This is a genomic window from Kitasatospora sp. NPDC018619 (assembly GCF_044391605.1).
Taxonomy (GTDB): Bacteria; Actinomycetota; Actinomycetes; order Streptomycetales; family Streptomycetaceae; genus Kitasatospora.
Genome location: NZ_JBISAI010000021.1, coordinates 102,392 through 123,375, shown reverse-complemented (window position 1 = coordinate 123,375; position 20,984 = coordinate 102,392). Strand labels below are relative to the sequence as shown.

The 20,984-nt window shown below is 73.7% G+C and carries 19 protein-coding genes; 16 read left to right on the top strand and 3 right to left on the bottom strand.

Annotation, left to right across the window (positions count from 1 at the left end; all coding sequences use genetic code 11):
• Window positions 1–159 precede the first annotated feature (159 nt).
• Window positions 160–633: a thioredoxin-dependent thiol peroxidase gene (gene bcp / locus ACH5AR_RS28205; RefSeq protein ID WP_396304329.1), complete on the bottom strand. Its 474-nt coding sequence runs from the start codon at window positions 631–633 to the stop codon at window positions 160–162.
• A 166-nt stretch (window positions 634–799) separates the two neighbouring features.
• Between bcp and ACH5AR_RS28200 the strand changes: the two genes are divergently transcribed.
• The 3 genes from ACH5AR_RS28200 to ACH5AR_RS28190 all read left to right on the top strand — a co-directional run bounded on the left by ACH5AR_RS28200 (window position 800) and on the right by ACH5AR_RS28190 (window position 2,917).
• Complete coding sequence (locus ACH5AR_RS28200) at window positions 800–1,141, top strand: DUF3618 domain-containing protein (protein WP_396304328.1); 342 nt, start codon at window positions 800–802, stop codon at window positions 1,139–1,141.
• Window positions 1,142–1,325: 184 nt separating this feature from the next.
• Entirely contained in the window at window positions 1,326–1,628 is a 303-nt protein-coding gene (locus ACH5AR_RS28195) for a co-chaperone GroES (RefSeq protein WP_207811986.1), read from the top strand.
• Window positions 1,629–1,735: 107 nt separating this feature from the next.
• On the top strand, window positions 1,736–2,917 hold the full coding sequence (locus ACH5AR_RS28190) for a winged helix DNA-binding domain-containing protein (protein WP_396304327.1): 1,182 nt from the start codon (window positions 1,736–1,738) through the stop codon (window positions 2,915–2,917).
• On the opposite strand, the gene ACH5AR_RS28185 is transcribed toward ACH5AR_RS28190, so the two are convergent.
• Complete coding sequence (locus ACH5AR_RS28185; RefSeq protein ID WP_396304326.1) at window positions 2,914–5,271, bottom strand: transglycosylase domain-containing protein; 2,358 nt, start codon at window positions 5,269–5,271, stop codon at window positions 2,914–2,916. The two genes, ACH5AR_RS28190 and ACH5AR_RS28185, sit on opposite strands and share 4 nt — an antisense overlap.
• 224 nt (window positions 5,272–5,495) lie before the next feature.
• Between ACH5AR_RS28185 and ACH5AR_RS28180 the strand changes: the two genes are divergently transcribed.
• The 12 genes from ACH5AR_RS28180 to ACH5AR_RS28125 all read left to right on the top strand — a co-directional run bounded on the left by ACH5AR_RS28180 (window position 5,496) and on the right by ACH5AR_RS28125 (window position 17,715).
• Window positions 5,496–6,293, top strand: coding sequence for an ABC transporter permease (locus tag ACH5AR_RS28180; protein WP_396304325.1), 798 nt, complete (start codon window positions 5,496–5,498; stop codon window positions 6,291–6,293).
• Window positions 6,286–7,128, top strand: coding sequence for an ABC transporter permease (locus tag ACH5AR_RS28175; RefSeq protein ID WP_396304324.1), 843 nt, complete (start codon window positions 6,286–6,288; stop codon window positions 7,126–7,128). The genes ACH5AR_RS28180 and ACH5AR_RS28175 overlap by 8 nt, the downstream gene beginning before the upstream one ends.
• A 95-nt stretch (window positions 7,129–7,223) precedes the next feature.
• Window positions 7,224–8,186, top strand: coding sequence for an ATP-binding cassette domain-containing protein (locus tag ACH5AR_RS28170; RefSeq protein WP_396304323.1), 963 nt, complete (start codon window positions 7,224–7,226; stop codon window positions 8,184–8,186).
• A gap of 260 nt (window positions 8,187–8,446) precedes the next feature.
• On the top strand, window positions 8,447–9,685 hold the full coding sequence (locus ACH5AR_RS28165) for a glycosyltransferase family 2 protein (protein WP_396304322.1): 1,239 nt from the start codon (window positions 8,447–8,449) through the stop codon (window positions 9,683–9,685).
• Window positions 9,686–9,687: 2 nt separating this feature from the next.
• Complete coding sequence (locus ACH5AR_RS28160) at window positions 9,688–10,983, top strand: nucleotide sugar dehydrogenase (RefSeq protein WP_396304335.1); 1,296 nt, start codon at window positions 9,688–9,690, stop codon at window positions 10,981–10,983.
• 66 nt (window positions 10,984–11,049) lie between these two features.
• Window positions 11,050–12,345 carry a DUF445 domain-containing protein gene (locus ACH5AR_RS28155; RefSeq protein ID WP_396304321.1) on the top strand — a complete coding sequence of 432 codons (1,296 nt, stop codon included), beginning with the start codon at window positions 11,050–11,052 and terminating at the stop codon, window positions 12,343–12,345.
• 147 nt (window positions 12,346–12,492) lie between these two features.
• A complete protein-coding gene (locus tag ACH5AR_RS28150) occupies window positions 12,493–13,536 on the top strand; it encodes an adenosine deaminase (RefSeq protein ID WP_396304334.1) in 1,044 nt (347 codons plus the stop codon).
• 195 nt (window positions 13,537–13,731) lie between these two features.
• Window positions 13,732–14,292 carry a toxin-antitoxin system HicB family antitoxin gene (locus ACH5AR_RS28145; protein WP_396304320.1) on the top strand — a complete coding sequence of 187 codons (561 nt, stop codon included), beginning with the start codon at window positions 13,732–13,734 and terminating at the stop codon, window positions 14,290–14,292.
• A gap of 128 nt (window positions 14,293–14,420) precedes the next feature.
• Complete coding sequence (locus ACH5AR_RS28140; protein WP_396304319.1) at window positions 14,421–15,260, top strand: DUF4097 family beta strand repeat-containing protein; 840 nt, start codon at window positions 14,421–14,423, stop codon at window positions 15,258–15,260.
• The gene (locus ACH5AR_RS28135) at window positions 15,260–16,231 is read left to right on the top strand and encodes an ATP-binding cassette domain-containing protein (protein WP_396304333.1); all 972 of its coding nucleotides are present in this window, start codon (window positions 15,260–15,262) and stop codon (window positions 16,229–16,231) included. Before ACH5AR_RS28140 ends, ACH5AR_RS28135 begins: the two co-directional genes overlap by 1 nt.
• Window positions 16,228–17,007, top strand: coding sequence for an ABC transporter permease (locus tag ACH5AR_RS28130; RefSeq protein ID WP_396304318.1), 780 nt, complete (start codon window positions 16,228–16,230; stop codon window positions 17,005–17,007). Before ACH5AR_RS28135 ends, ACH5AR_RS28130 begins: the two co-directional genes overlap by 4 nt.
• 117 nt (window positions 17,008–17,124) lie before the next feature.
• Complete coding sequence (locus ACH5AR_RS28125; RefSeq protein WP_396304317.1) at window positions 17,125–17,715, top strand: hypothetical protein; 591 nt, start codon at window positions 17,125–17,127, stop codon at window positions 17,713–17,715.
• Window positions 17,716–17,896: 181 nt separating this feature from the next.
• On the opposite strand, the gene ACH5AR_RS28120 is transcribed toward ACH5AR_RS28125, so the two are convergent.
• Entirely contained in the window at window positions 17,897–18,295 is a 399-nt protein-coding gene (locus tag ACH5AR_RS28120; RefSeq protein ID WP_396304316.1) for a hypothetical protein, read from the bottom strand.
• Between the two features lie 1,374 nt (window positions 18,296–19,669).
• On the opposite strand from ACH5AR_RS28120, the gene ACH5AR_RS28115 reads away from it, so the two are divergent.
• The gene (locus ACH5AR_RS28115) at window positions 19,670–20,713 is read left to right on the top strand and encodes a HEAT repeat domain-containing protein (protein WP_396304315.1); all 1,044 of its coding nucleotides are present in this window, start codon (window positions 19,670–19,672) and stop codon (window positions 20,711–20,713) included.
• Window positions 20,714–20,984: the final 271 nt, after the last annotated feature.

The following is a 20,984-nucleotide window of genomic DNA, read 5'->3' as shown; positions in this document are numbered from 1 at the left end:
CCCGTTCAGCACCAGCCGGTCGTCCGAACGCGGACGACCGGCCACCCCCGAAGCGGGCAGGAACCGCGACAGCACAGCCCACTCGGCATCCGACAACTCATGACGACGCACCATGACCAACATGATCGCCCATCACTTGATCAGCTTTGAAGACGACCCCTAGGCGCCGACCTTGAGGTCGCGCAGGAGCTTGGCGACGTGGCCGGTGGCCCGCACGTTGTAGAACGCGTGCTCGACCTTGCCCTGCTCGTCCACGACGATCGTGGAGCGGATCACGCCCTGGTAGGTGCGGCCGTAGTTCTGCTTCTCGCCGAAGGCGGCGTACGCCTCCAGCACCTTCTTGTCCGGGTCGGAGAGCAGGGTGACCTTGAGGTTCTCGGCCTCGCGGAACCTGCCGAGCTTCTCCGGCTGGTCCGGGGAGATGCCGATGACGTCGTAGCCGGCGTCCGCGAGGACCTCCAGGTTGTCGGTGAAGTCGCAGGCCTGCTTGGTGCAGCCGGGCGTCAGCGCGGCGGGGTAGAAGTAGACGATGACCTTGCGGCCCGCGTGGTCGGCGAGGGACACCTGGTTGCCGTCGGCGTCGGACAGGCTGAAGGCGGGCGCGGTGTCGCCGGGCTGGAGACGCTCACTCACGGTCGTACTCTCCTGGGTGCTGGGACGGGTGGTCGTACCACGGCAAACTTACCTCCGATGGTGGGTGGGGCCGCGCGGCCGTGTGCGGCAGCTGACACACTGGGTCAGTCGCACCGATCGCACGGATCGGACGGAACAACATCGGCGAGTGAATGGGGTGGCCCGAGTGGGCGAGGCGAGCACGCAGGACAAGTCGGTGCGGACGACCGCCCAGATCGAGGCGGACATCGAGCGGACGCGTGACCGGCTGGCGTCGACCCTGGACGAGCTGGCCGTGCGCGTCCACCCGAGCACCATCTCCGCCCAGGTCAAGGCCAAGGCGGCGGCCGCCGTCGAGGAGAAGACCGCCCGGGCCTACGTGGCCGCCAGCGGCGCGGTGGAGAAGGTCCGGGCGCAGTTCGTGGACGAGAAGGGGCAGCCGCGCCGCGAGCGGATCGTGCCGGCCGCGCTGGTCGGCGTGGGCCTGGTGCTGCTGGTCGCCTCGGCCCGCAAGCGCCGCAAGGGCTGAGCGGAGCGGAACCCGGGGCCGGGCACGGCGGGTGCCCGGCCTTCCGCATGCCGGGCCAGCGTCACGCGCCGCGCCCGGGGGAGGTACCTTCGGGACCGTGAGTACCAACGACGAACCGAACCGCTCCGACCACGCGCAGGAGCCCGCCCGCCACGACCGGCTCGGCGAGAAGCTGCCGATCCGGATGCTGCACGACCGCGTGCTGGTGCGGACCGAGGGCAGCGAGGGCGAGCGCCGCTCGACCGGCGGCATCCTGATCCCGGCGACGGCGGAGCTCTCCAAGCGCTGCACCTGGGCGGAGGCCGTCGCGGTGGGCCAGAGCGTGCGCTCGGTGGAGCCCGGCGACCGGGTGCTGTACGACCCGGAGGACAAGCTGGAGGTCGAGGTCCGCGGCGCCACCTACGTGCTGCTGCGCGAGCGCGACCTCCACGCCGTCGCCGCCTCGCGCTTCGGCGACACCGAGGGCTCCACCGGCCTCTACCTGTGACGGCCCGCCCCGTACGACACCCCGTGGTGCCCCCGACCGGTGTCGGGGGCACCGTCCGTGGGGGCGGCCGGCGGGCCGGTGTCGGTGGTGGGCGTTAGGGTCCCGGCATGAGTGTGCCGGTGATCGGGGACGGGGAGCGTCGGGCCAGGCTGGGGCGGCGCCAGCTGCTGGCGCCGTCGGTGCGGGCGGCGCGGGTGGAGGACGTGGCCGACGCGGTGGTCGGGCTGCACGCGACGGACGCGGCCACGGTGTACCTGTCGGCCTGCGCGCGGCTGGCGGCGCCCTCGGCGGCGGAGGTGGACCGCGCGCTGTACGAGGACGTCTCGCTGGTGAAGCTGCTGTCGATGCGGCGGACGATCTTCGCGGTGACGGAGGGCTTCGCCCCGTACGTGAGCGCGGCGGCGGCGCGGGCGATCGCGGCGAAGGAGCGGGCGACGCTGCTGAAGCACCTGCGGGACCACGCCGAGGGCTGGGACGAGGCCCGGCTGGCGGAGACGGAGCGCGAGGTGCTGGCCGCGCTGGCCGGCCGCGGCGAGGCGACGACCAGGGAACTGGCCGAGGACGTCCCGCAGTTGCGGGAGACGATGCTGATGTCGCCGGGCAAGGCGTACGAGGCGCGGCAGAGCGTGGGGAGCCGGCTGCTGCGGCTGCTGGCCTCGGACGGGCACGTGCGCCGCTGCCGTCCGCGCGGCTCGTGGCTGAGCAGCAGCTACCCGTGGGCGCCGGTGCCGCCGTGGCCGGAGGTGCCGGTGCGGGAGGCGAAGGCCGAGGTGGTGCGGCGCTGGCTGGCGGCGTACGGGCCGGCGACGGTCGAGGACGTGAAGTGGTGGACGGGCTGGACGCTGGGGGACGTCCGCAGGGCGCTGGCGGACCTCGGGGCGGTGGACGTGGCCCTGGCCGGGGGGATGCCCGCCGTGGTGCTGCCGGGGGACGAGGAGCCGGTGGCGGAGCCGGAGCCCTGGGCGGCGCTGCTGCCCGCGCTGGACCCGGCGGTGATGGGCTGGCGCGGGCGGGACTGGTACCTGCGGCCCGAGGACGTGCCGGCGCTGTTCGACCGGGCGGGCAACGCCGGGCCGACGGTGTGGTGGTGCGGCGAGGTGGTCGGCGGCTGGGCGCAGCGCCCGGACGGCGAGGTGGTGTGGCGGCTGTTCCGGGACGCCGGGGCGCAGGCTGAGCGGGCGGTCGCGGCGGAGGCGGAGCGGCTGGCGGGCTGGCTGGGGGCGGTGCGGGTGACGCCGCGGTTCCGCACCCCGGTGGAGAAGGAGCTCAGGGGCTGGGACGGACCCTAGGGGCCGGTGGGCGGCGGCGCCGGGTGGCTGACCGGGCCGCCGGGGCCGCCGCCGGGGCCGCCGGTGGTGCTGGGCGGGGCGGTGGGGCGGGTCGGCTGGGGCCGGGTGGGCTTCGGTGCGGGGCTGGGCTGTTCCGGATCCACCGTCGGCCGGGTGGGCTGCGGGCTGGGGGAGTCGGGGCCGGGATCGGGCCGGCCGGGGGTGGCGGGGGCGCTGGGCGCGTGGCTGGGCGGCGCGTCGGGGCCGGGGCCGGTGGCTTCGCCGCCGCCTGCGGGGGCGGTGGCCGGGGCGGTGGCGCTGGGGCTGGTGCTGACCGGTGCGGTGGGCCAGGCGGTGGCGGTCGGGGCGCCGTGTCCGGTCCGGAGGTCGAAGTCCTGGGTGGGGGTGCCGTCGAGGGCGGCGGCCATGTAGGCGGTCCAGATCCGGGTGGGAAAGGCGCCGCCGTTGATCCGGGTGAGTCCGGCGGTGCCGGCCAGCGGCTCCTTGGCGTGGGTCTTCGGATTCTCCCGGAACAGGCCCACGGTGGTGGCGAGTTCGGGGGTGTAGCCGGCGAACCAGGCCGAGAGGTTGGAGTCGGTGGTGCCGGTCTTGCCGGCGGCGGGGCGGCCGAGGTCGAGGGCGGCGGCGCCGGTGCCGCGCGGGCTGACGACGTCGCGCAGCACGTCGGTGACGGAGTCGGCGATCTCCCGGTCGAGTGCCTCGGCGGGGCGGTGCTCGGGCATCGTGGGGACGTCGACGGCGCCGCCGGGGTTGACGCGTTCGAGCCTGAGGACGGACCAGGGGGCGCGGGCCCGGCCGTGGTCGGCGAGGGTGGCGTAGGCGCCGGCCAGGTCGAGGGCGCTGGGGGTGGCGGTGCCGAGGGTCATCGAGGTGTTGGCCGGGTCCATGCCGCGGACGCTGTCGGGGATGCCGAGCTTGACCGCGGTCTCCCGGACGCGGGCGAGGCCGGCGTCGACGCCCTCCTGCGCGTACACGGAGTTGACGGACTTGACCATGGCGTAGCGCAGGGTGATGTCGCCGTAGTCGATGCCGTCCTCGTTGGGCGGGGCGTAGGGGGTGGGGCCGCCGGTGACGGGGCGTTCACTGGTGCCGTCGTAGCGGGACTCGGTGGTGATGGGGCGGCCGTCGAGGGCGTGCTGGGCGACCAGCCCGGCGGCGAGGTCGATGGGCTTGAAGGTGGAGCCGATCTGGTTGTCCTGGCGCAGGGCGTCGTTGAAGGGCTGCTTGGCGTAGTCGGGGCCGCCGTAGACGGCGACGACGCGGCCGGTGGCGGGCTCGACGGAGGCCCCGGCGACCCTGACGTCGGTGTCGGTGTCGGGCCGGGCCCTGGGGTCGAGCTCGTCGGTGAGCTGGTCCTGGACGGCCTTGGCGAAGGCGTCCTGCCGGGGCTTGTCGAAGGTGGTGGTGATCCGCCAGCCGCCGGCCTTGAGGGTGGCGGCGTCGAGGATGCCGGAGGAGACGAGGTAGTCGTCGGCGACGCCGACGAGGTAGCCGGCCTGGCCGGCGAGGCCGGTGGCGGGCTGGGGGTCGATCGGGTCGGGGAAGGCGGTGGCGGCGCGGTCGGCGGGGGTGAGGAAGCCGAGCTGGACCATGCCGTCGAGGGTGTAGTGCCAGCGGGCGAGGGCCTTCTCGCGGTTGGCGGGGGTGGCCGTCCTGACGTCGTACAGGCTGGGGGCCTGGAGCAGGGAGGCGAGGTAGGCGCCCTGGCCGAGGGTGAGCTGGGAGACGTCGACGCCGTAGTAGGCGTGGGCGGCGCTCTGGATGCCGTAGGCGCCGCGGCCGAAGTAGCTGCTGTTGAGGTAGCCGGCCAGGATCTCGCGCTTGTCGCGCTGCTGCTCGACCTTGAGGGCGATGAGCAGTTCGCGGCCCTTGCGCTCGATGGTCCGGTCCTGGGTGAGGTAGTAGTTCTTGACGTACTGCTGGGTGATCGTGGAGCCGCCCTGCACGCCCCTGCCGGTGAGGGTGTTCCAGCCGGCCCGGAGCATGCCCTTCAGGTCGATGCCGCGGTTCTGGTAGAAGGTGCGGTCCTCGGCGGAGACGACGGCCTGCTGGGTCGCGAGCGGGATCTGGTCGATGGTGACGTCGGTGCGGTTGACGGCGCCGGTGCGGGCGATCTCGGTGGTGCCGTCGGCGTAGAGGTAGACGTTGTTCTGGGCGACGGCGTGGGCGTTGGGGTCGGGCACCGGGACGATGACGTAGAGCACGGCGAAGCCCCCGGCGGCGAGCAGGAGCAGCGCGCCGAGGGTGCCGAGGGCGACCCTCCAGGTGGGCAGGAGCCGGCGCCGGAGCGGGAGGGCGCGGCGGGCCTCGCGGCGGGCGGCCCGTTTGGCCTGCCGGCGGGTGCTCAGGGTCATGCCGAGATTATCTGCTATTTGACGGCGGATCAGGCGTCGAAAACCGGGTGCGGGTGGTGCGGGCCGGCGGTACGGTGAAAGGTGCGAACTCCATAACGCGGCCGCCTGTGCAGCTCCGCCCGCCGAACCCGGCACCCCCGGGTGCGGCCGGTCGGGGCCGCTGGGGCGTGCGCGCATGCCGAGGGGCGCCGCTCTCTGCCCATGTTTGTCGACAAGGAGACAATATGCTCTATGCCGCCGTTGCCCGCGGCGCCTTCCGCCGCTACTCCACCTACCGGGCCGCCACCGTGGCCGGGACCTTCACCAACACCGTCTTCGGCATGATCCTGGCCTCCTCCTTCCTCGCCCTCTGGCAGGCCCGCCCCGGCCTCGGCGGCTACGACCAGAGCCAGGCCGTCACCTACATCTGGGTCAGCCAGAGCCTGCTGGTCACCGTCGCGGTGTGGGGCGGCGGCTTCCAGGACGACCTCCAGGAGCGCTTCCGCAGCGGCGACATCGCCGTCGACCTCTACCGCCCGGTCGACTTCCAGGGCTGGTGGCTGGCCTCCGACCTCGGCCGGGCCGGCTTCCAGGCGCTGGTGCGCGGCACCGTGCCGATGCTGATCGGCGCGCTGGTGTTCCGCATCCGCCTGCCCGAACACCCGCTGACCTGGCTGTTCTTCCTGGTCTCCGTGCTGCTGGCGGTGGTCGTCAGCTTCGGGCTGCGCTTCCTGGTCTCGATCACCGGCTTCTGGCTGCACGACTCGGAGGGGGTGCGCTCGGTGATGCTGGTGGTCTCGATGTTCTTCTCCGGGATGCTGCTGCCGGTCGCGCTGTTCCCCGGTTGGCTCGGCGAGCTCGGCCGGGTGCTGCCCTGGGCGGCGCTGGTGAACGTACCGACCGACGTCTTCCTGGAGCGCACCGCCACCGCCGCCCTGCCCGGGGCGCTCGGCTTCCAGCTCGGCTGGGCCGCGGTGCTGCTGGCCGCCGGCCGGGGCGCCCAGTGGCTGGCCACCCGGAAGGTGGTGGTGCAGGGTGGCTGAGCAGCTCGTGCGGGAGCCCTTCGCGCCCCGCGCCGCCTGGGCGCTGCGCTCCTGGTGGCTCTGCGCCCGGATGTGGACCCGGGCGACGATGGCCTACCGGGCCTCCTTCGCGTTGAACCTGGCGGCCAGCCTGGTCATCCACTCGCTCGACTTCGTGGTGCTGGTGATCATGTTCCGGCACACCGACCGGCTCGGCGGCTGGAACCTGCCGGAGATCGCCTTCCTGTACGCCACCGCCACCTTCTCGCTCGGCGTCGCCAACCTGCTGGTCGGCTCGATCGACGGCCTGGGCGCCCGGATCGCGGCCGGATCGCTGGACACCATGCTGGTCCGGCCCGCACCCGCACTCGCCCAGCTGTGCGCGGAGCGCGTCTCGCTGCGCCGGCTCGGCCGCCCGCTCCAGGCCGTCGCGGTGCTGGTCTGGTCGCTGGCCGCGCTGGACGTGCACTGGACCTGGGACCGGGTGCTGCTGGTGCCCGTCCTGCTGCTCTGCGGCACCGTCATCTTCGGCGCGGTCTTCGTCGGCGGCGCCACCGTCCAGTTCTGGTGGGGCGAGTCCAAGGAGATCCAGAACTCCTTCACCTACGGCGGCGCGACGCTGCTGCACTACCCGCCGACGATCTTCGCCAAGGAACTGGTCGCAGGGGTGGTCTTCGGCGTCCCGCTGGCCTTCGTCAACTGGCTGCCCACACTGCGCATCCTCGACCGGCCCGACCCGCTCGGCCTGCCCACCGCCTTCCGGTTCGCCTCCCCGGTCGCCGCCGCGGTCTGCGTCCTCGCCGCCGGGCTCGCCTGGCGGGCCGGGCTGCGCGCCTACCGCGGCACCGGCAGCTGAGCCCCGTCCCGCCGTGCCGCCGCAGGCGGCCCGTACGCCCGTACGCCCGTGGCCGCGTAGCGCCGTTCCCTCCCCGCACTCACGAAGGAGACCCCATGGCACTGATCGAACTCCAGGACGTCCACCGCAGCTTCACCGTACGGACCCGCACCGGCCGGTTCAGCCGGGCCAAGCGCGAGGTCCGCGCGGTGGACGGGCTCAGCTTCACCGTGGAGGCCGGCGAGTGCGTCGGCTACATCGGGCCCAACGGGGCCGGGAAGTCCACCACCATCAAGATGCTCACCGGCATCCTCGTCCCCGGTTCCGGCCGGCTGCGGGTGGCCGGGGTCGACCCGGCCCGGGAGCGCGTCGCGCTGGCCCGCCGGATCGGCGTCGTCTTCGGGCAGCGCACCACCCTCTGGTGGGACCTGCCGCTGCGCGACTCCTTCGAGCTCGCCCGCCGGATCTACCGCATCCCGGACGCCCGGTACCGCGCGAACCTCGACCGCTGCGTCGAACTGCTCGACCTCGGCGGCCTGCTGGACACCCCGGTGCGCCAGCTCTCGCTCGGCCAGCGGATGCGCGGCGACCTCGCGGCGGCACTCCTGCACGACCCCCGGGTGCTCTACCTGGACGAGCCGACCATCGGCCTGGACGTGGTCAGCAAGGGCCGGGTGCGCGAGTTCCTGCGCGAGGTCAACCGGGAGGAGGGCACCACCGTGCTGCTCACCACCCACGACCTGACCGACATCGAGCAGCTCTGCGACCGGGTGATGGTGATCGACCACGGCCGGGTGGTGTACGACGGCGGGCTGGAGGGCCTGCACGCCACCGGCCGCAGCGAGCGGACGCTGGTGGTGGACCTCGCCCAGGAGCTCGCGCACCCGGTCGAGGTGCCCGGCGTGCGGGTCACCAGGGTCGAGGGGCCGCGCCAGTGGCTGTCCTTCCCGGCGCAGGAGAGCGCCGCGCCGATCGTGGCGGCGGTCGCGGCGCGCTACCCGCTGGTGGACCTGTCGGTGCGCGAGCCGGCCATCGAGGACGTGATCGCCCGGATGTACGCCGAGGTCGCGATCGGCTGACCGGACGGGCGGACGGGCGGACGGGCGGTGCGGACGGGCGGTGCGGACGTACGGGCAGGCGGACGTAGGGCCGGGTGGGCAGGCGGACGGACGGCGGCCCGGGAGGGGCAACCGGCCGTCGTACGTCCGCCCGGTCCTTGCGAGGACGTTCGACGCCCCGTCGCCGGTGCGGGTGATCATCGTGACCCCGGGCCCCCGCCGCGAGTTGACCCGGCATCACCCAGCCGAAGCCGAAGCCGGAACCGGAGGCCCCCCGCCCGATGGCCCTACCCGACGTGACCGTGGTGGTCGCGGTCTACAACACCATGCCGTACCTCACCGCCTGCCTGGACTCGCTGGTCGGGCAGTCCCTGGCGCCGGGGCGGCTGGAGGTGGTGGCCGTGGACGACGGCTCGACGGACGGCGGCGGGGAGCTGCTGGACGAGTACGCCGCCCGCCACCCCGGGCTGTTCACCGTCCTCCACCAGCCCAACTCCGGCGGCCCGGCGGCCCCGACCAACCGCGGCCTGGAGCTGGCCCGCGGCCGCTACGTGCTGTTCCTCGGCGCGGACGACCGGCTCGGCGAGGAGGCGCTGGAGCGCCTGGTGGCGGCCGCCGACGCCTGGGGCTCGGACGTGGTGGTGCCCAAGCAGGTCGGGGTGAACGGGCGGCTGGTGCCGCAGGGGATCTTCCACGCCGACGCCGAGTCCGTGGACTTCACCGACTCCGCCCTGGCCTGGGCGCTGGCCGACACCAAGCTGTTCCGGCTCGACCTCCTGCGGCGCCACGGGCTGCGCCGCGACGAGGGGTTGAAGGTCTTCTCGGACCAGCCGTTCACCCTGGAGGCCTGCCTGCGGGCGTCCCGGGTGTCCGTCCTCGCCTCCTACGACTGCTACTTCCTGGTGCTGCGCGAGGACCGGGGCAACGTCACCGAACGGGCCGGGGTGCTGGACCGGCTGCGCGGGATCGCCGCGCTCCAGCAGGTGGCCGCCGACCTCGCCCGGCCGGGCGGGGAACTGGACGCCATCCGGGCCCGCAGCTTCTCCTGGGACGTGCCGCGGCTGCTCCAGGAGGGCTTCCTGCTGCTGTCCGAGGACGTGCAGGAGCGGGTGTGCGTCGAGGTCGCCCGGCTCGTCGACCGCTTCGGCGCCCGCGAGGTGTACCACCGGCTGCCGGTCGCCGCCCGGGTGCGGCTGGAACTGGCCCGCGCGGTACGGCCGGAGGCGCTGCGCGACCAGATCCGCTACGAGTCGGCGCACGGCGATCCGCCGGCGGTGGTGGACGGGCCGCGGCGGTACGCGCACTACCCGGCGTTCCGGGACGCCCGGCTCGGCCTGCCGGACGCGCTGTTCCTGCTGCCCGAGGAGGGCGTCGGCGCGGCCGTGCGGGAGGCCGCCCGGCCGCTCAACCTCGCGCAGCAGCTGTGGCGCGGGCTCGTTCCGGAACAGCTGCGGCGCGGGCTGCGGCGCCACCCGGCGTGGCGGCGGCTGGCCGACTCGGTGAACGGAGGACGGGGATGAGCCTGGACGTCTGCGTGGTCGGGCTGGGCAAGCTGGGCCTGCCGCTCGCGGTGCAGTTCGCGCTGAAGGGCCACCGGGTGACCGGCGCGGACATCGCGCCCGGGGTGGTGGAGGGCGTCAACCGGGGCGTGCCGCCGTTCCCCCGGGAGGCCGGCCTGGACCAGGCGCTCAAGCGGGTGGTCGCCGAGGGCCGGTTGCGGGCCACCACCGACACCACGGCGGCGGCCGCCCGGGCCGAGGCCGTCGTGCTGGTCGTCCCGCTGGTGACGGCCGCCGACGGCAGCCCGGACTTCGCCCTGCTCGACGAGGCCACCGACGCCGTCGCGGCCGGGCTGCGCCGGGGCGCCCTGGTCAGCTACGAGACCACCCTGCCGGTCGGCACCACCCGGGAGCGCTGGGCGCCCCGGCTGTCGGCCGGCTCGGGGCTCGCAGCCGGGACGGACTTCGCGCTGGTGTTCAGCCCGGAGCGGGTCCGCACCGGGCGGGTCTTCGCCGACCTGCGGCGCTACCCCAAGCTGGTCGGCGGCCTGGACGCGGCCTCCACCCGGCGCGGCGCCGAGTTCTACCGGGCGGTGCTGGACTTCGACCCGCGCCCGGACCTGCCCCGGCCCAACGGCGTCTGGGAGCTGGCCTCGGTGGAGGCGGCCGAGTTCAGCAAGCTCGCCGAGACCACGTACCGGGACGTCAACATCGCCCTCGCCAACCAGTTCGCCCGGTACGCGGACGAGGTCGGGGTGGACTTCGCGGAGGTCGCCGAGGCCTGCAACTCGCAGCCGTACAGCCACCTGCACCGGCCGGGGATCGCGGTCGGCGGGCACTGCATCCCGGTGTACCCGCGGCTGTACCTGTGGAACGACCCGGGGGCGACGGTGGTCCGGGCGGCGCGCGAGGCCAACCTGGCGGTGCCGGGGTACGCGGTCGGGGTGCTGGCGGGCGCGGTGCCGGGCGGGATCGCCGGGCAGGGCGTGCTGGTGCTCGGCGCCTCGTACCGGGGCGGGGTCAAGGAGACGGCGTACTCCGGGGTGTTCCCGCTGGTCGAGGCGGTGCGGTCGGCGGGCGCGCGGCCGTACGTCAGCGACCCGCTGTACGAGGCGGAGGAGTTGGCGGCGCTCGGGCTGCCGCCGTACGGCGGGGAGCCGGTGGTGGCGGCGGTGCTCCAGGCGGACCACCCCGAGTACCGGGACCTGTCGCCGGTGGACCTGCCGGGGGTGCGGGTGCTGCTGGACGGGCGGCGGTGCACGGACCCGAAGCGCTGGGAGGGCACGGAGGTGCGGCGGATGGTGCTGGGCGGGGCCTGAGCCTCCTGAGGCGCGTGATCGCGGGGCGCGCCCCCGTCCGCGCCGGGCAGCGGGCAGACTGGCGGGGTGAGTGACGATGCCTTCAGCGGGACCGGCCCCGGAGTCCGGTTCACCGCGGCCGACGAGCAGAAGAGACGCGGCGTCCGCCGGATGAAGACCATCGCGACCGGCCTGCTGGCCTTCGCGACCGTGGTCTTCGCCCTGTCCACCTGGGCGGAGGCGGCCGGCGCCGGCCCCTGGGCCGGGTACGTGGCGGCCGCCGCCGAGGCGGGCATGGTCGGTGCGCTGGCCGACTGGTTCGCGGTGACCGCGCTGTTCCGCCGCCCCTTCGGCCTGCCGATCCCGCACACCGCGATCATCCCGACCAAGAAGGACGCCTTCGGCCGCTCGCTCGGCGAGTTCGTCGGCGAGAACTTCCTTTCCGGCCACGTGGTCCGCGGCCGCCTGGCGGCGCTCGGCATCGGCCGCCGGCTGGGGGAGTGGCTGGCCGCCCCCGGCAGCGCCGAGCGGGTCACCAAGGAGGCCTCGGCGGCCCTGCGCGGACTGCTCGCGGTGCTCCGCGACGACGACGTGCGGGCGGTCGTCGCCGAGGCGGTGACCCGGCGGGCCGCCGCCACCTCGGTGGCCGAGCCGATGGGCCGGATGCTCGGCAAGGTGGTCGCCGACGGCGGGCACCACGGGGTGGTGGACCTGGTCGCCGTCCGGGCGCACGGGTGGCTGACCGCCAACCACGAGGACGTGGTCCGGAAGGTCACCCAGAAGACCCCGGGCTGGACGCCCCGGTTCATCGACCACCAGGTCGGCGAGCGGGTCTACCGGGAGCTGCTGCGCTTCGTCACCGACATCCGGGACGACCAGGACCACCCGGCCCGCGGCGCGGTCGACAACTTCCTCGCCGACTTCGCGACCGAGCTGCAGACCGACCCGGAGACCATCGCCCGGGTCGAGCGGGCCAAGGGCGAGCTGCTGGCCCGCCCCGAGGTGCAGGACCTGATCAACTCGACCTGGGCGGCCGTGCGCACCCTGGTGATGGGCGCGGCCGAGGACGAGGACAGCGAACTGCTCCGGCGCATCCGCGACGGCGTGCGCCGCTTCGGCGAGCGCCTGTCCACCGACCCCAAGCTCCAGGCCAAGGTGGACGGCTGGCTCCAGGACGCCGCCCAGTACCTGGTCGACACCTACCGCACCGAGATCACCTCGCTGATCTCCGAGACGGTCGCGGGCTGGGACGCCGACGACGCCTCCCGCAAGATCGAGGCCAACGTCGGCCGCGACCTCCAGTTCATCCGGATCAACGGCACGGTGGTCGGCGCGCTGGCCGGGCTGCTGATCCACACCGTGGCGGTCGCGCTCGGGGGATGAGCCCGGGAGGGCCGGAGGCCGGAACGGCGGGAGGGCCGACCCGGGGCACGGCCTATCCTTGCCAGCAACTGTCGTCGGTACGCGCGTAGAAGGAAGAAGGGAACCACCGTGGTCCAGCCGGACGGAAGTCGGATCGGCCCCAACGTCGTGGGGAACCCCGCGGATCGGAGCATCGAGGCGTTCATCGCCGGGATGCCCAAGGCGGAACTGCACGTGCACCACGTCGGGTCGGCCTCGCCGCGGGTGGTCGCGGAGCTGGCCGCCCGGCACGCCGGCAACTCCAGGGTGCCGACCGATCCGGCCGCGCTCGCCGAGTACTTCACCTTCACCGACTTCGCGCACTTCATCGATGTCTACCTGAGCGTCGTGGACCTGGTCCGGGACGCCGAGGACGTCCGGGCGCTCACCTACGGCGTCGCCGAGGACATGGCCCGGCAGAACATCCGGTACGCCGAGCTGACCATCACCCCGTACTCCTCGGTCAACCGGGGCATCCCCGAGGTCGCCTTCATGGAGGCCATCGAGGACGCCCGGTTGCGCGCCGAGAAGGAGCTCGGCGTGGTGCTGCGCTGGTGCTTCGACATCCCGGGCGAGGCGGGGCTGGAGTCGGCCGAGGTGACCGCCCGGCTGGCCACCGAACTGGCCCCCGAGGGCCTGGTCAGCTTCGGCCTGGGCGGCCCGGAGATCGGCGTGCCCCGCCCGCAGTTCAAGCCGTACTTCGACCGGGCCCGGGCGGCCGGCCTGCGCAGCGTCCCGCACGCGGGCGAGACCACCGGGCCGGAGACGGTCTGGGACGCCATCCGCGAGCTCGGCGCCGAGCGCATCGGGCACGGCACCCAGGCGGTGAAGGACCCGGCGCTGCTCGACCACCTGGGCGAGCACCGCATCCCGCTGGAGGTCTGCCCGACCTCCAACATCGCCACCCGGGCCGTGGAGCGGATCGAGGACCACCCGATCAAGCGGATGGTGGACGCCGGACTGCTGGTGACGGTCAACAGCGACGACCCGCCGATGTTCGGCACCGACCTCAACACCGAGTACGCGGTGGCGGCGCGGCTGCTGGGACTGGACGAGGCCGGGGTGGCGGGGCTGGCCCGCAACGCGGTCGAGGCCTCCTTCCTGGACCAGGCGGGCAAGACGCGGCTGGCCGGGGAGATCGACGCCTACCTGGCGGGCTGGCGCCGGGCCTGAGCCGCGCCGGCGCGTTCCGCCGGCGAACCGCCCCGTCGACCCCCGGTCGGCGGGGCGGTTCCGTTGTCGGACGACGGACGGCGGACGGAGGGGGAGGGCGGAGGGGAGGGGGAGGGCCGCACCCGTTCGGGTGATGGCGCCATGATGGCGCCATGAGTGCTCGACATGGCGCCATGGGTGTGCCATGCTGTGGGCATGGACCTCACGCCATACGTGGAAAACCTCCGGAACGAGCTCGCGGTGGCCGCCGCCACCGGCGGGGACGACGCCCGCGCGCTGGCCGAGCGGCTGACGCTCCCGCTGGAGTCGGCCGTGCGGCTCACCCTGCTCAACGCGCTCTCGGCGGCCATGGGCGAAGTGACCCGTGACCTCGCCCCCGGCTCGGTGGACGTGCGCCTGCGCGGACTCGATCCGGAGTTCGTGGTCACGGCGCCACCCGGCTCGGACGCCTTCCACGGTGATCTGCCACCGATGGCGCCGGTGGTGCCGCCCGTGGCGCCACCGATGGCACCATCGGTGGGGGCGGAGCCGGACGACACGGGCACCGCCCGGATCAACTTCCGGCTCCCCGCCCACCTCAAGGCCCGGGCGGAGGAGGCCGCCGCCGAGGCCGGCCTCTCGCTCAACGCCTGGCTGGTCCGGGCCCTGGCCGGTGCGCTGGAGGGCGGCGAGCCGGCCCGCGGGCCGGTCGCCGAGCGGGGCGCCCGAGTCCCGCGCAGCATCGGCGGCCAGGGCTTCACCGGCTGGGTCCACTAGGAGCCCCGCAGCACCCGGGCAGTACCCCCAGCACCCGTACGACCTCCCGCACCACCTTCTGCACCTTCGACGTCACCCCCGCTCCCACCAGCGGGAACACTCACACGAGTCAAGAGGACGGGACAGCCATGCCCACGTACGAGACCGACGGACCGATCTCCACCATCCTCGAGTTCGACATCGGCTCGGTCTGGATCAAGGCGAGCAAGCGCACCGACGCCGTGGTCGAGGTCCGGCCGGCCAATCCGGCGAAGGAGGCGGACGTCAAGGCCGCCGAGCAGACCCAGGTCGACTTCTCCGGCGGCCGGCTCGGCATCAAGACGCCCAAGCAGCGCTCCGTCTTCGCCAGCAAGAAGGGCGCGGTCGAGATCATGGTCGAGCTGCCCCTCGGCTCCGAGGTCCACAGCGAGTCCCCGATGGCCGAGTTCGTCACCGAGGGCCCGCTCGGTGCCTGCCGGCTCAAGACCTCGCTCGGCCGGATCCAGGTCGAGCAGGCCGACAGCGCCCGGCTCGACACCGGCTTCGGGGACGTCCGGCTCGGCGGGACGGCCTTCGACGCCGAGGTGACGGGCTCCGGCCGGATCGAGGTCGGCTCCGTCGGCGGCCGGCTGACGGTCAAGAACAGCATCGGCGACGTCGAGATCGACGAGGTGCACGGCGAGGTGCAGGTCAACGCCTCCAACGGCCGGATCCAGATCGGCCGCGCCGAGGGGAGCGTGGACGCCAAGTCCGCGCACGGCCACATCCGGGTCGGGCGGGTGGCCCGCGGCCAGGTCGCCCTCCAGACCAGCGTGGGGGACGTCGAGGTCGGCATCGCCGAGGGCACCGCGGCCTGGCTCGACGTGCACGCCAAGGTCGGCGGCGTCCGCAACGACCTCGGCCCCACGACGGGCCCGGGCGACGCCGTGGAGACGGTCGAGGTCCGCGGCCGCACCCAGGTCGGCAACGTCATCGTCCGGCGGGCGTGATGGCGGCGGAGGCGCTGGCCCCGGCCGGACCGGCGAGTGCGGTGGCCCCGGCGATCTCGGCCGCGGGCCTGACCAAGTCCTACGGGCACAAGCCGGTCCTGAAGGGCGTCGACCTGGAGATCCCGGCGGGCAGCGTGTTCGCCCTGCTCGGGCCCAACGGCGCCGGCAAGACCACCACCGTGCAGATCCTCTCCACCCTGATCCCCGCCGACGGCGGCTCGGCCCGGGTGGCCGGGTACGACGTGGCCCGGGAGGCCGACGGGGTGCGCAGGGCCATCGGGGTGACGGGCCAGTTCTCGGCGGTGGACAACCTGCTCACCGCCGAGGAGAACCTGCTGCTGATGGCCGACCTCAACCACCTCCGCCGTCGGGAGGGGCGGAGGCGGGCGGAGGAGCTGCTGCGGCGCTTCGACCTCACCGAGGCCTCCCGCCAGGCCGTCGCGACCTTCTCCGGCGGCATGCGGCGCAAACTCGACCTCGCGATGACGCTGGTCGGCGACCCGGAGGTGATCTTCCTCGACGAACCGACCACCGGGCTGGACCCGCGCAGCCGGCGCACCATGTGGGGGATCATCCGGAGCCTGGTCGCCGACCACGGGGTGACGGTCCTCCTCACCACCCAGTACCTGGAGGAGGCCGACCAGCTCGCCGACCGGATAGCCGTCCTGGACGGCGGCCGGATCATCGCCGAGGGCACGGCCGAGGAACTGAAGCGGTACGCCCCCGGCGGGCGGATCCGCCTCCGGTTCGCGGACACCGGCTCGCTGGCCGCCGCCGCTGCCCTGTTCGAGTACGCCACGGCCGACACCGAGGCGCTGCGGCTGGAGATCCCGGGGGACAACTCCGTCCTCACCGTGAAGGCCGTGCTGGACGCGCTGGACAACGCCTCCGTCCAGGCCGAGTCGCTGGTCGTGGAGACGGCCGACCTGGACGACGTGTTCCTCCAACTGACCGGGGAGGGCGCACGATGAGCACGGCCACGAGCACGGCCGGCCACGCGCTCGGCGACTCGCTGACGATGCTGCGCCGCAACCTCAAGCACGCCCTGCGGTACCCGTCGCTGACCTTCGCGGTCGTGGTGATGCCGGTCATGATGCTGCTGCTCTTCAACTACGCCTACGGCAGCACGCTGGGCGCGGGGATCGGCGGCGGTCACTACATCGACTACGTCACGCCGGGCATCGTGCTGATGGCGGCCACCTCCGGGTCACTGGTCACCGCGATCGGCATCTGCACCGACATGACCGAGGGCATCGTCAACCGCTTCCGCACGATGGCGATATCGCGCTCCGCCTTCCTGGCGGGGCACGTGGTGGGCAGCGTCATCCAGACCATGATCGGGCTGGTGCTGGTGATCGGCGCGGCCCTCGCGATGGGGTTCCGGCCGAACGCCGGGCCGGTGGAGTGGGTGGCCGCGATGGGTCTGCTGCTCTTCCTCACCATCGCGCTGACCTGGATATCGGCCGGCATCGGGCTGGTGGCCAAGACGGTCGAGAGCGCCAGCAACATGCCGATGCCGCTCCAGTTCCTGCCCTTCGTCGGCAGCGCCATCGTGCCGACCGACTCGATGCCGACGGCACTGCGCTGGTTCGCCGAGTACCAGCCGTTCACGCCCATGATCGAGACCCTGCGCGGGCTGCTGACGGGCACCGGGGTCGGCACCAGTGCCTGGAGCGCCCTCGCCTGGTGCACCGCGCTGACGCTGGTCGGCTACGTCTGGTCGCGGAGCGTCTTCTACCGGCGGTGACGGGGGTACGGCCGGTGGGCCGGGCGGTCCGGGCCGTGGGGGCGGCAACCCCGCCGTCCGGACCGCCCGGGCATCCCCGTAGTAAAGTCCCGGCAAAGGTCGACTCCGGGGGGAGCAATGACGGCGAAGCGCCGCAGACAGGTCGTGTGGTGGCTGCGGGGCGCGGCGCTGGCGGCCTTGCTGGTGTACCTGCCGGGCTACTTCTCCTCCCGCCCGGGCGGGTTGGTCGAGGTCGAGCGCTGGCTGAACCACCCGGTGCTGCTGCTCGGGACGGCGGTCACGCTGGCGGTGGCCTCGGCGGTGGCCCAGTTCGAGTTCCGTACCCGGTGGGCGCAGATCGGCTGCGCGGCCGTGCTCTCCCCGCTCCTCGTCATCGGGGCGGCGGTCGGCGGGCTGGCGTACCTCTTCGGCGGCGACGGCCGGGTGGTCGACCGCCAGGCGGACCCGGGCCGCGCCGACCACGTGCTGAGCGTCACCGACACCGCCCTCTCGATCGACCCGGTCTACCGGGTGGAGCTGCTGACCGGCCGCGGCTGGTCGGCCCGCCACTGGGGCCTCGGCACCTGGGCGGCGGAGGACGGCTTCGTCAGGGCCGAGTGGTCCGGCCCCGGCCGGATCACGGTGACCTTGGCGGCGGAGGTCAGGGTCTTCACCGTGGCCGAGGACGGCACCCTGGGCGGGCCCGCCGTGACCCCCCGGTTCCCGTAGCCCGGTAGCCCAGTAGCCCAGTAGCCCGGGAGCCCGGGAGCCCGGGAGCGCGGCCCGTGTCCGGGGACGGTCGAATGCCGAGGCCTTCCGGCCTTCCGGTCCTCCTGCACTCCGCCGGAGGCCGGGGGAGGGCAGGAGGACCGGCATCGGCCGGGGCGCGGCTCGACTCGGCGCGGGGCCGTCACCAGCTGTCGATGCCCATCGTCCTGGCGGCGCTGTGGATGGCGTTGTAGTGCGGGATCGACATGTCGGACTTCTTCTGGTTCGCCGGCAGGTTCCGGTCGGCGGCGCGGAACTCGTCGCGGGCCTCCGCGAGCAGGCTGGTGCCGTGGGAGACCGGGACGTCCTTGGTGCCGTGGGCCGGGTGGGACTTGGCGGCCGTCTTGCTGCCCGCGTTGATCAGGGTGGTGCGGGCCTGGTTGTAGTCCGCGACCTTGACCGTCTTCGGGTTGCGGAGCTCGGCCCGCGCACCGGCCGCCGCCGGCGCCTGGTCGGCGGCCAGGGCGGCGGGAGCGGCGGCGGTGGTGAGCGCACCCGTCACGATGACGGTCGCGAGGGCGTTGCGAAGAGTCCTGTGCACGAGGGTGTCCTTCCGGCAGGAAATGCTTCACGGATTCGCCACCCGCCGTGGGGTCTCGAACAGTCGGGGTGCGAACGTCTCGGCCCTACCCCTGCCTCCGGTGGCGGAAAACCGGCTTCCGTTCCGAAGATTCGGTGAGGATGAGATCAGGCCTTTTCCCGATGATGCTCCAATAGGACGAGATGTGCGGCCAGTTGGGGATTCACCATGCTCGGAGCTTTGGGGGGCGGGAGGAAATGCGGAAGGGTCCGGCACCTGGGGAGGTGCCGGACCCTTCCGACGGTGGAGCGCCAGGCCCGGGTTGCACGGACTCTTCCTACTGAAAGTAGGACGTACTCTGGTAGTACCACTGACGCCTGACGAGGGCTCATGTCCCTCGCGACATCGGAAATACTAGCAGCTCAACGCCGGTGTACCGAATCGAGGCTCGGGCGGGACGGGCGGATGCGCTGGCCGGGCGGAATCCGGTCCCGCCCGGCTCGGCTGCCCGATCCGGAACGCGGAAGGGTCCGGCACCTGGGGTGGTGCCGGACCCTTCCGACGGTGGAGCGCCAGGCCCGGGTTGCACGGACTCTTCCTACTGAAAGTAGGACGTACTCTGGTAGTACCACTGACGCCTGACGAGGGCTCATGTCCCTCGCGACATCGGAAATACTAGCAGCTCAACGCCGGTGCGCCGAATCGAGGGCAGGAGGCACGGCCCGGCCCCGGTGGCGGCGCCCCCCGAGGCCCGGATGGCCGGATTCCGGTCGTGAACGGACGGACATGTTTGCCGCCGTTCGCCCCTCGGACCGCCAAGTTCACTGGATACGCAGTGATTTGACGCCGCCAATCGCACAGGACCGGCCTGTCCGGGGCGGGTTCGCCGGGCCCGGGCCCGGCGAACCCGGGGTACTCGTCGACCCGGCAGGGATCGCTGGCGTCCCAGGGGCCGCAGGGCGCGGGAGTCCTCGCCCGCACCGGTGCCGGCGTGCTGTCCGCGGCGGCGGTCGGCGGCGCGCTGCTGGTGCTCCGCGGTGCGGGCGCCTGGCCGTGGCCCTCGGTCGGCGCCGCCGCGGCTGACCGGTCCCCGGCCGGCCGTGGGAAGTCGGCCCGGCCGGCTTCCCGCGACTCCGGGGGCGTGGACGCGGAAGGGGCCGGCATCCCTGTGGATGCCGGCCCCTTCCGGTGGTGGAGCGCCAGGCCCGGGTTGCACGGACTCTTCCTACTGAAAGTAGGACGTGCTCTGGTAGCACCGCTGACGCCTGGCGAGGGCTCAAGTCCCTCGCGTTGAACGAAATATTAGCAGCTCAACGCCGGTGTGCCGAATCGCGCTCCAGGGGCGGCGGGAAACCGCTCACCCCGGCAGCGGGCTCATCCGGTAGGAATGCGCGCATGGACGACGTGGTGGGGTTGACGGAGCGCATGGTGACGGCGGCGCGGGCGGTGGAGGCCTCGGAGGCGGACGAGGACGTGCACGCCTACTGGGACCTGGTCTGGGAGGCGGTGCGCGGGGAGGGCGGGCCGACGGCGTTGCGCTGCGGGCTGGGGCTGCTGGCGTCGGCCGACGCCGTGGAGCGGAAGGTGGGCTGCGACCTGGTGGGGCGGACGGCCGAGGCGCACGAGTCGGTGCGCGGCGAGGTGGCGACGGCCCTGGTGGCGCTGGCCGGGGCGGAGACGGCGGCCGCCGTGCTGAGCTCCCTCGTCACCGCCCTGGGCCGGACGCAGGAGGCGCAGGCCGTTCCGGTGCTGGTGCGGCTCGTCGAGCACGGGGACCCCGAGGTGCGGCTCCACGTCGCCATGGCGATCGGCCCCGTCAACAGCGGGCTGCCCGACGGGCCCGACGTCCGGGCTCTGGTCCGGCTCACCCGGGACGAGGACTGTGAGGTCCGCGACTGGGCGACGTTCTCCCTGGGTGTCTGCCTGGACCACGACACGACCGCGATCAGGGACGCGTTGTGGACGCGCACGGCCGACGACTACGACGACGCCCGGGGCGAGGCCGTGCACGGGCTGGCCAGGCGGCACGACCCGCGGGTCGTGCCGCTGGTCGCGCGCATGCTGGAGTCCGACGACGGGGCCCGTTCCTTCGCCGTGGACGCCGCGGAGGTCCTGGGCGCCCCCGAACTCCTGCCGGCGCTCCGGGCGTGCGAGGACAGCGAGGACACCTTCGGGCTCGACCGGGCCGTCGCGGCCTGCGACCCGGTCCTGCGGGCCCGGATGGAGGACGACGCCTGGGCGGTCGTCGTGGAGTTGGAGCGGCTGCGTCCGGGGATCGGTGCGGCGCTCAGCGCGCCGCGCTTCGCGTCGGTGCACTGTCTGGAGCTGACCATCCGCGAAGGGGCCGAGGAGGCCTACGCCGCTGCCGACCTGCTCGCCCGTGCGGACGGGGATCCGGTGCGGGCGGCCGAGCTGGTGGTGGCCGACCTCGTGGCGTGAGCGGTGAACGCGGAAGGGCCCGGCACCTGGGGAGGTGCCGGGCCCTTCCGACCGTGGAGCGCCAGGCCCGGGTCGCACGGACTCTTCCTACTGAAAGTAGGACGTGCTCTGGTAGCACCGCTGACGCCTGACGAGGAATCATGCCCCTCGCGACGTCAGAAATGCTAGCAGCTCGGTGCCGGTGTGCCGAAACGCGCTCCGGGGGTTCCCGGTCGCCTCGGACGCGCCGGTCGACGACACCTTCCCGTCCCGGCGTCGTTCTGTGATCCTG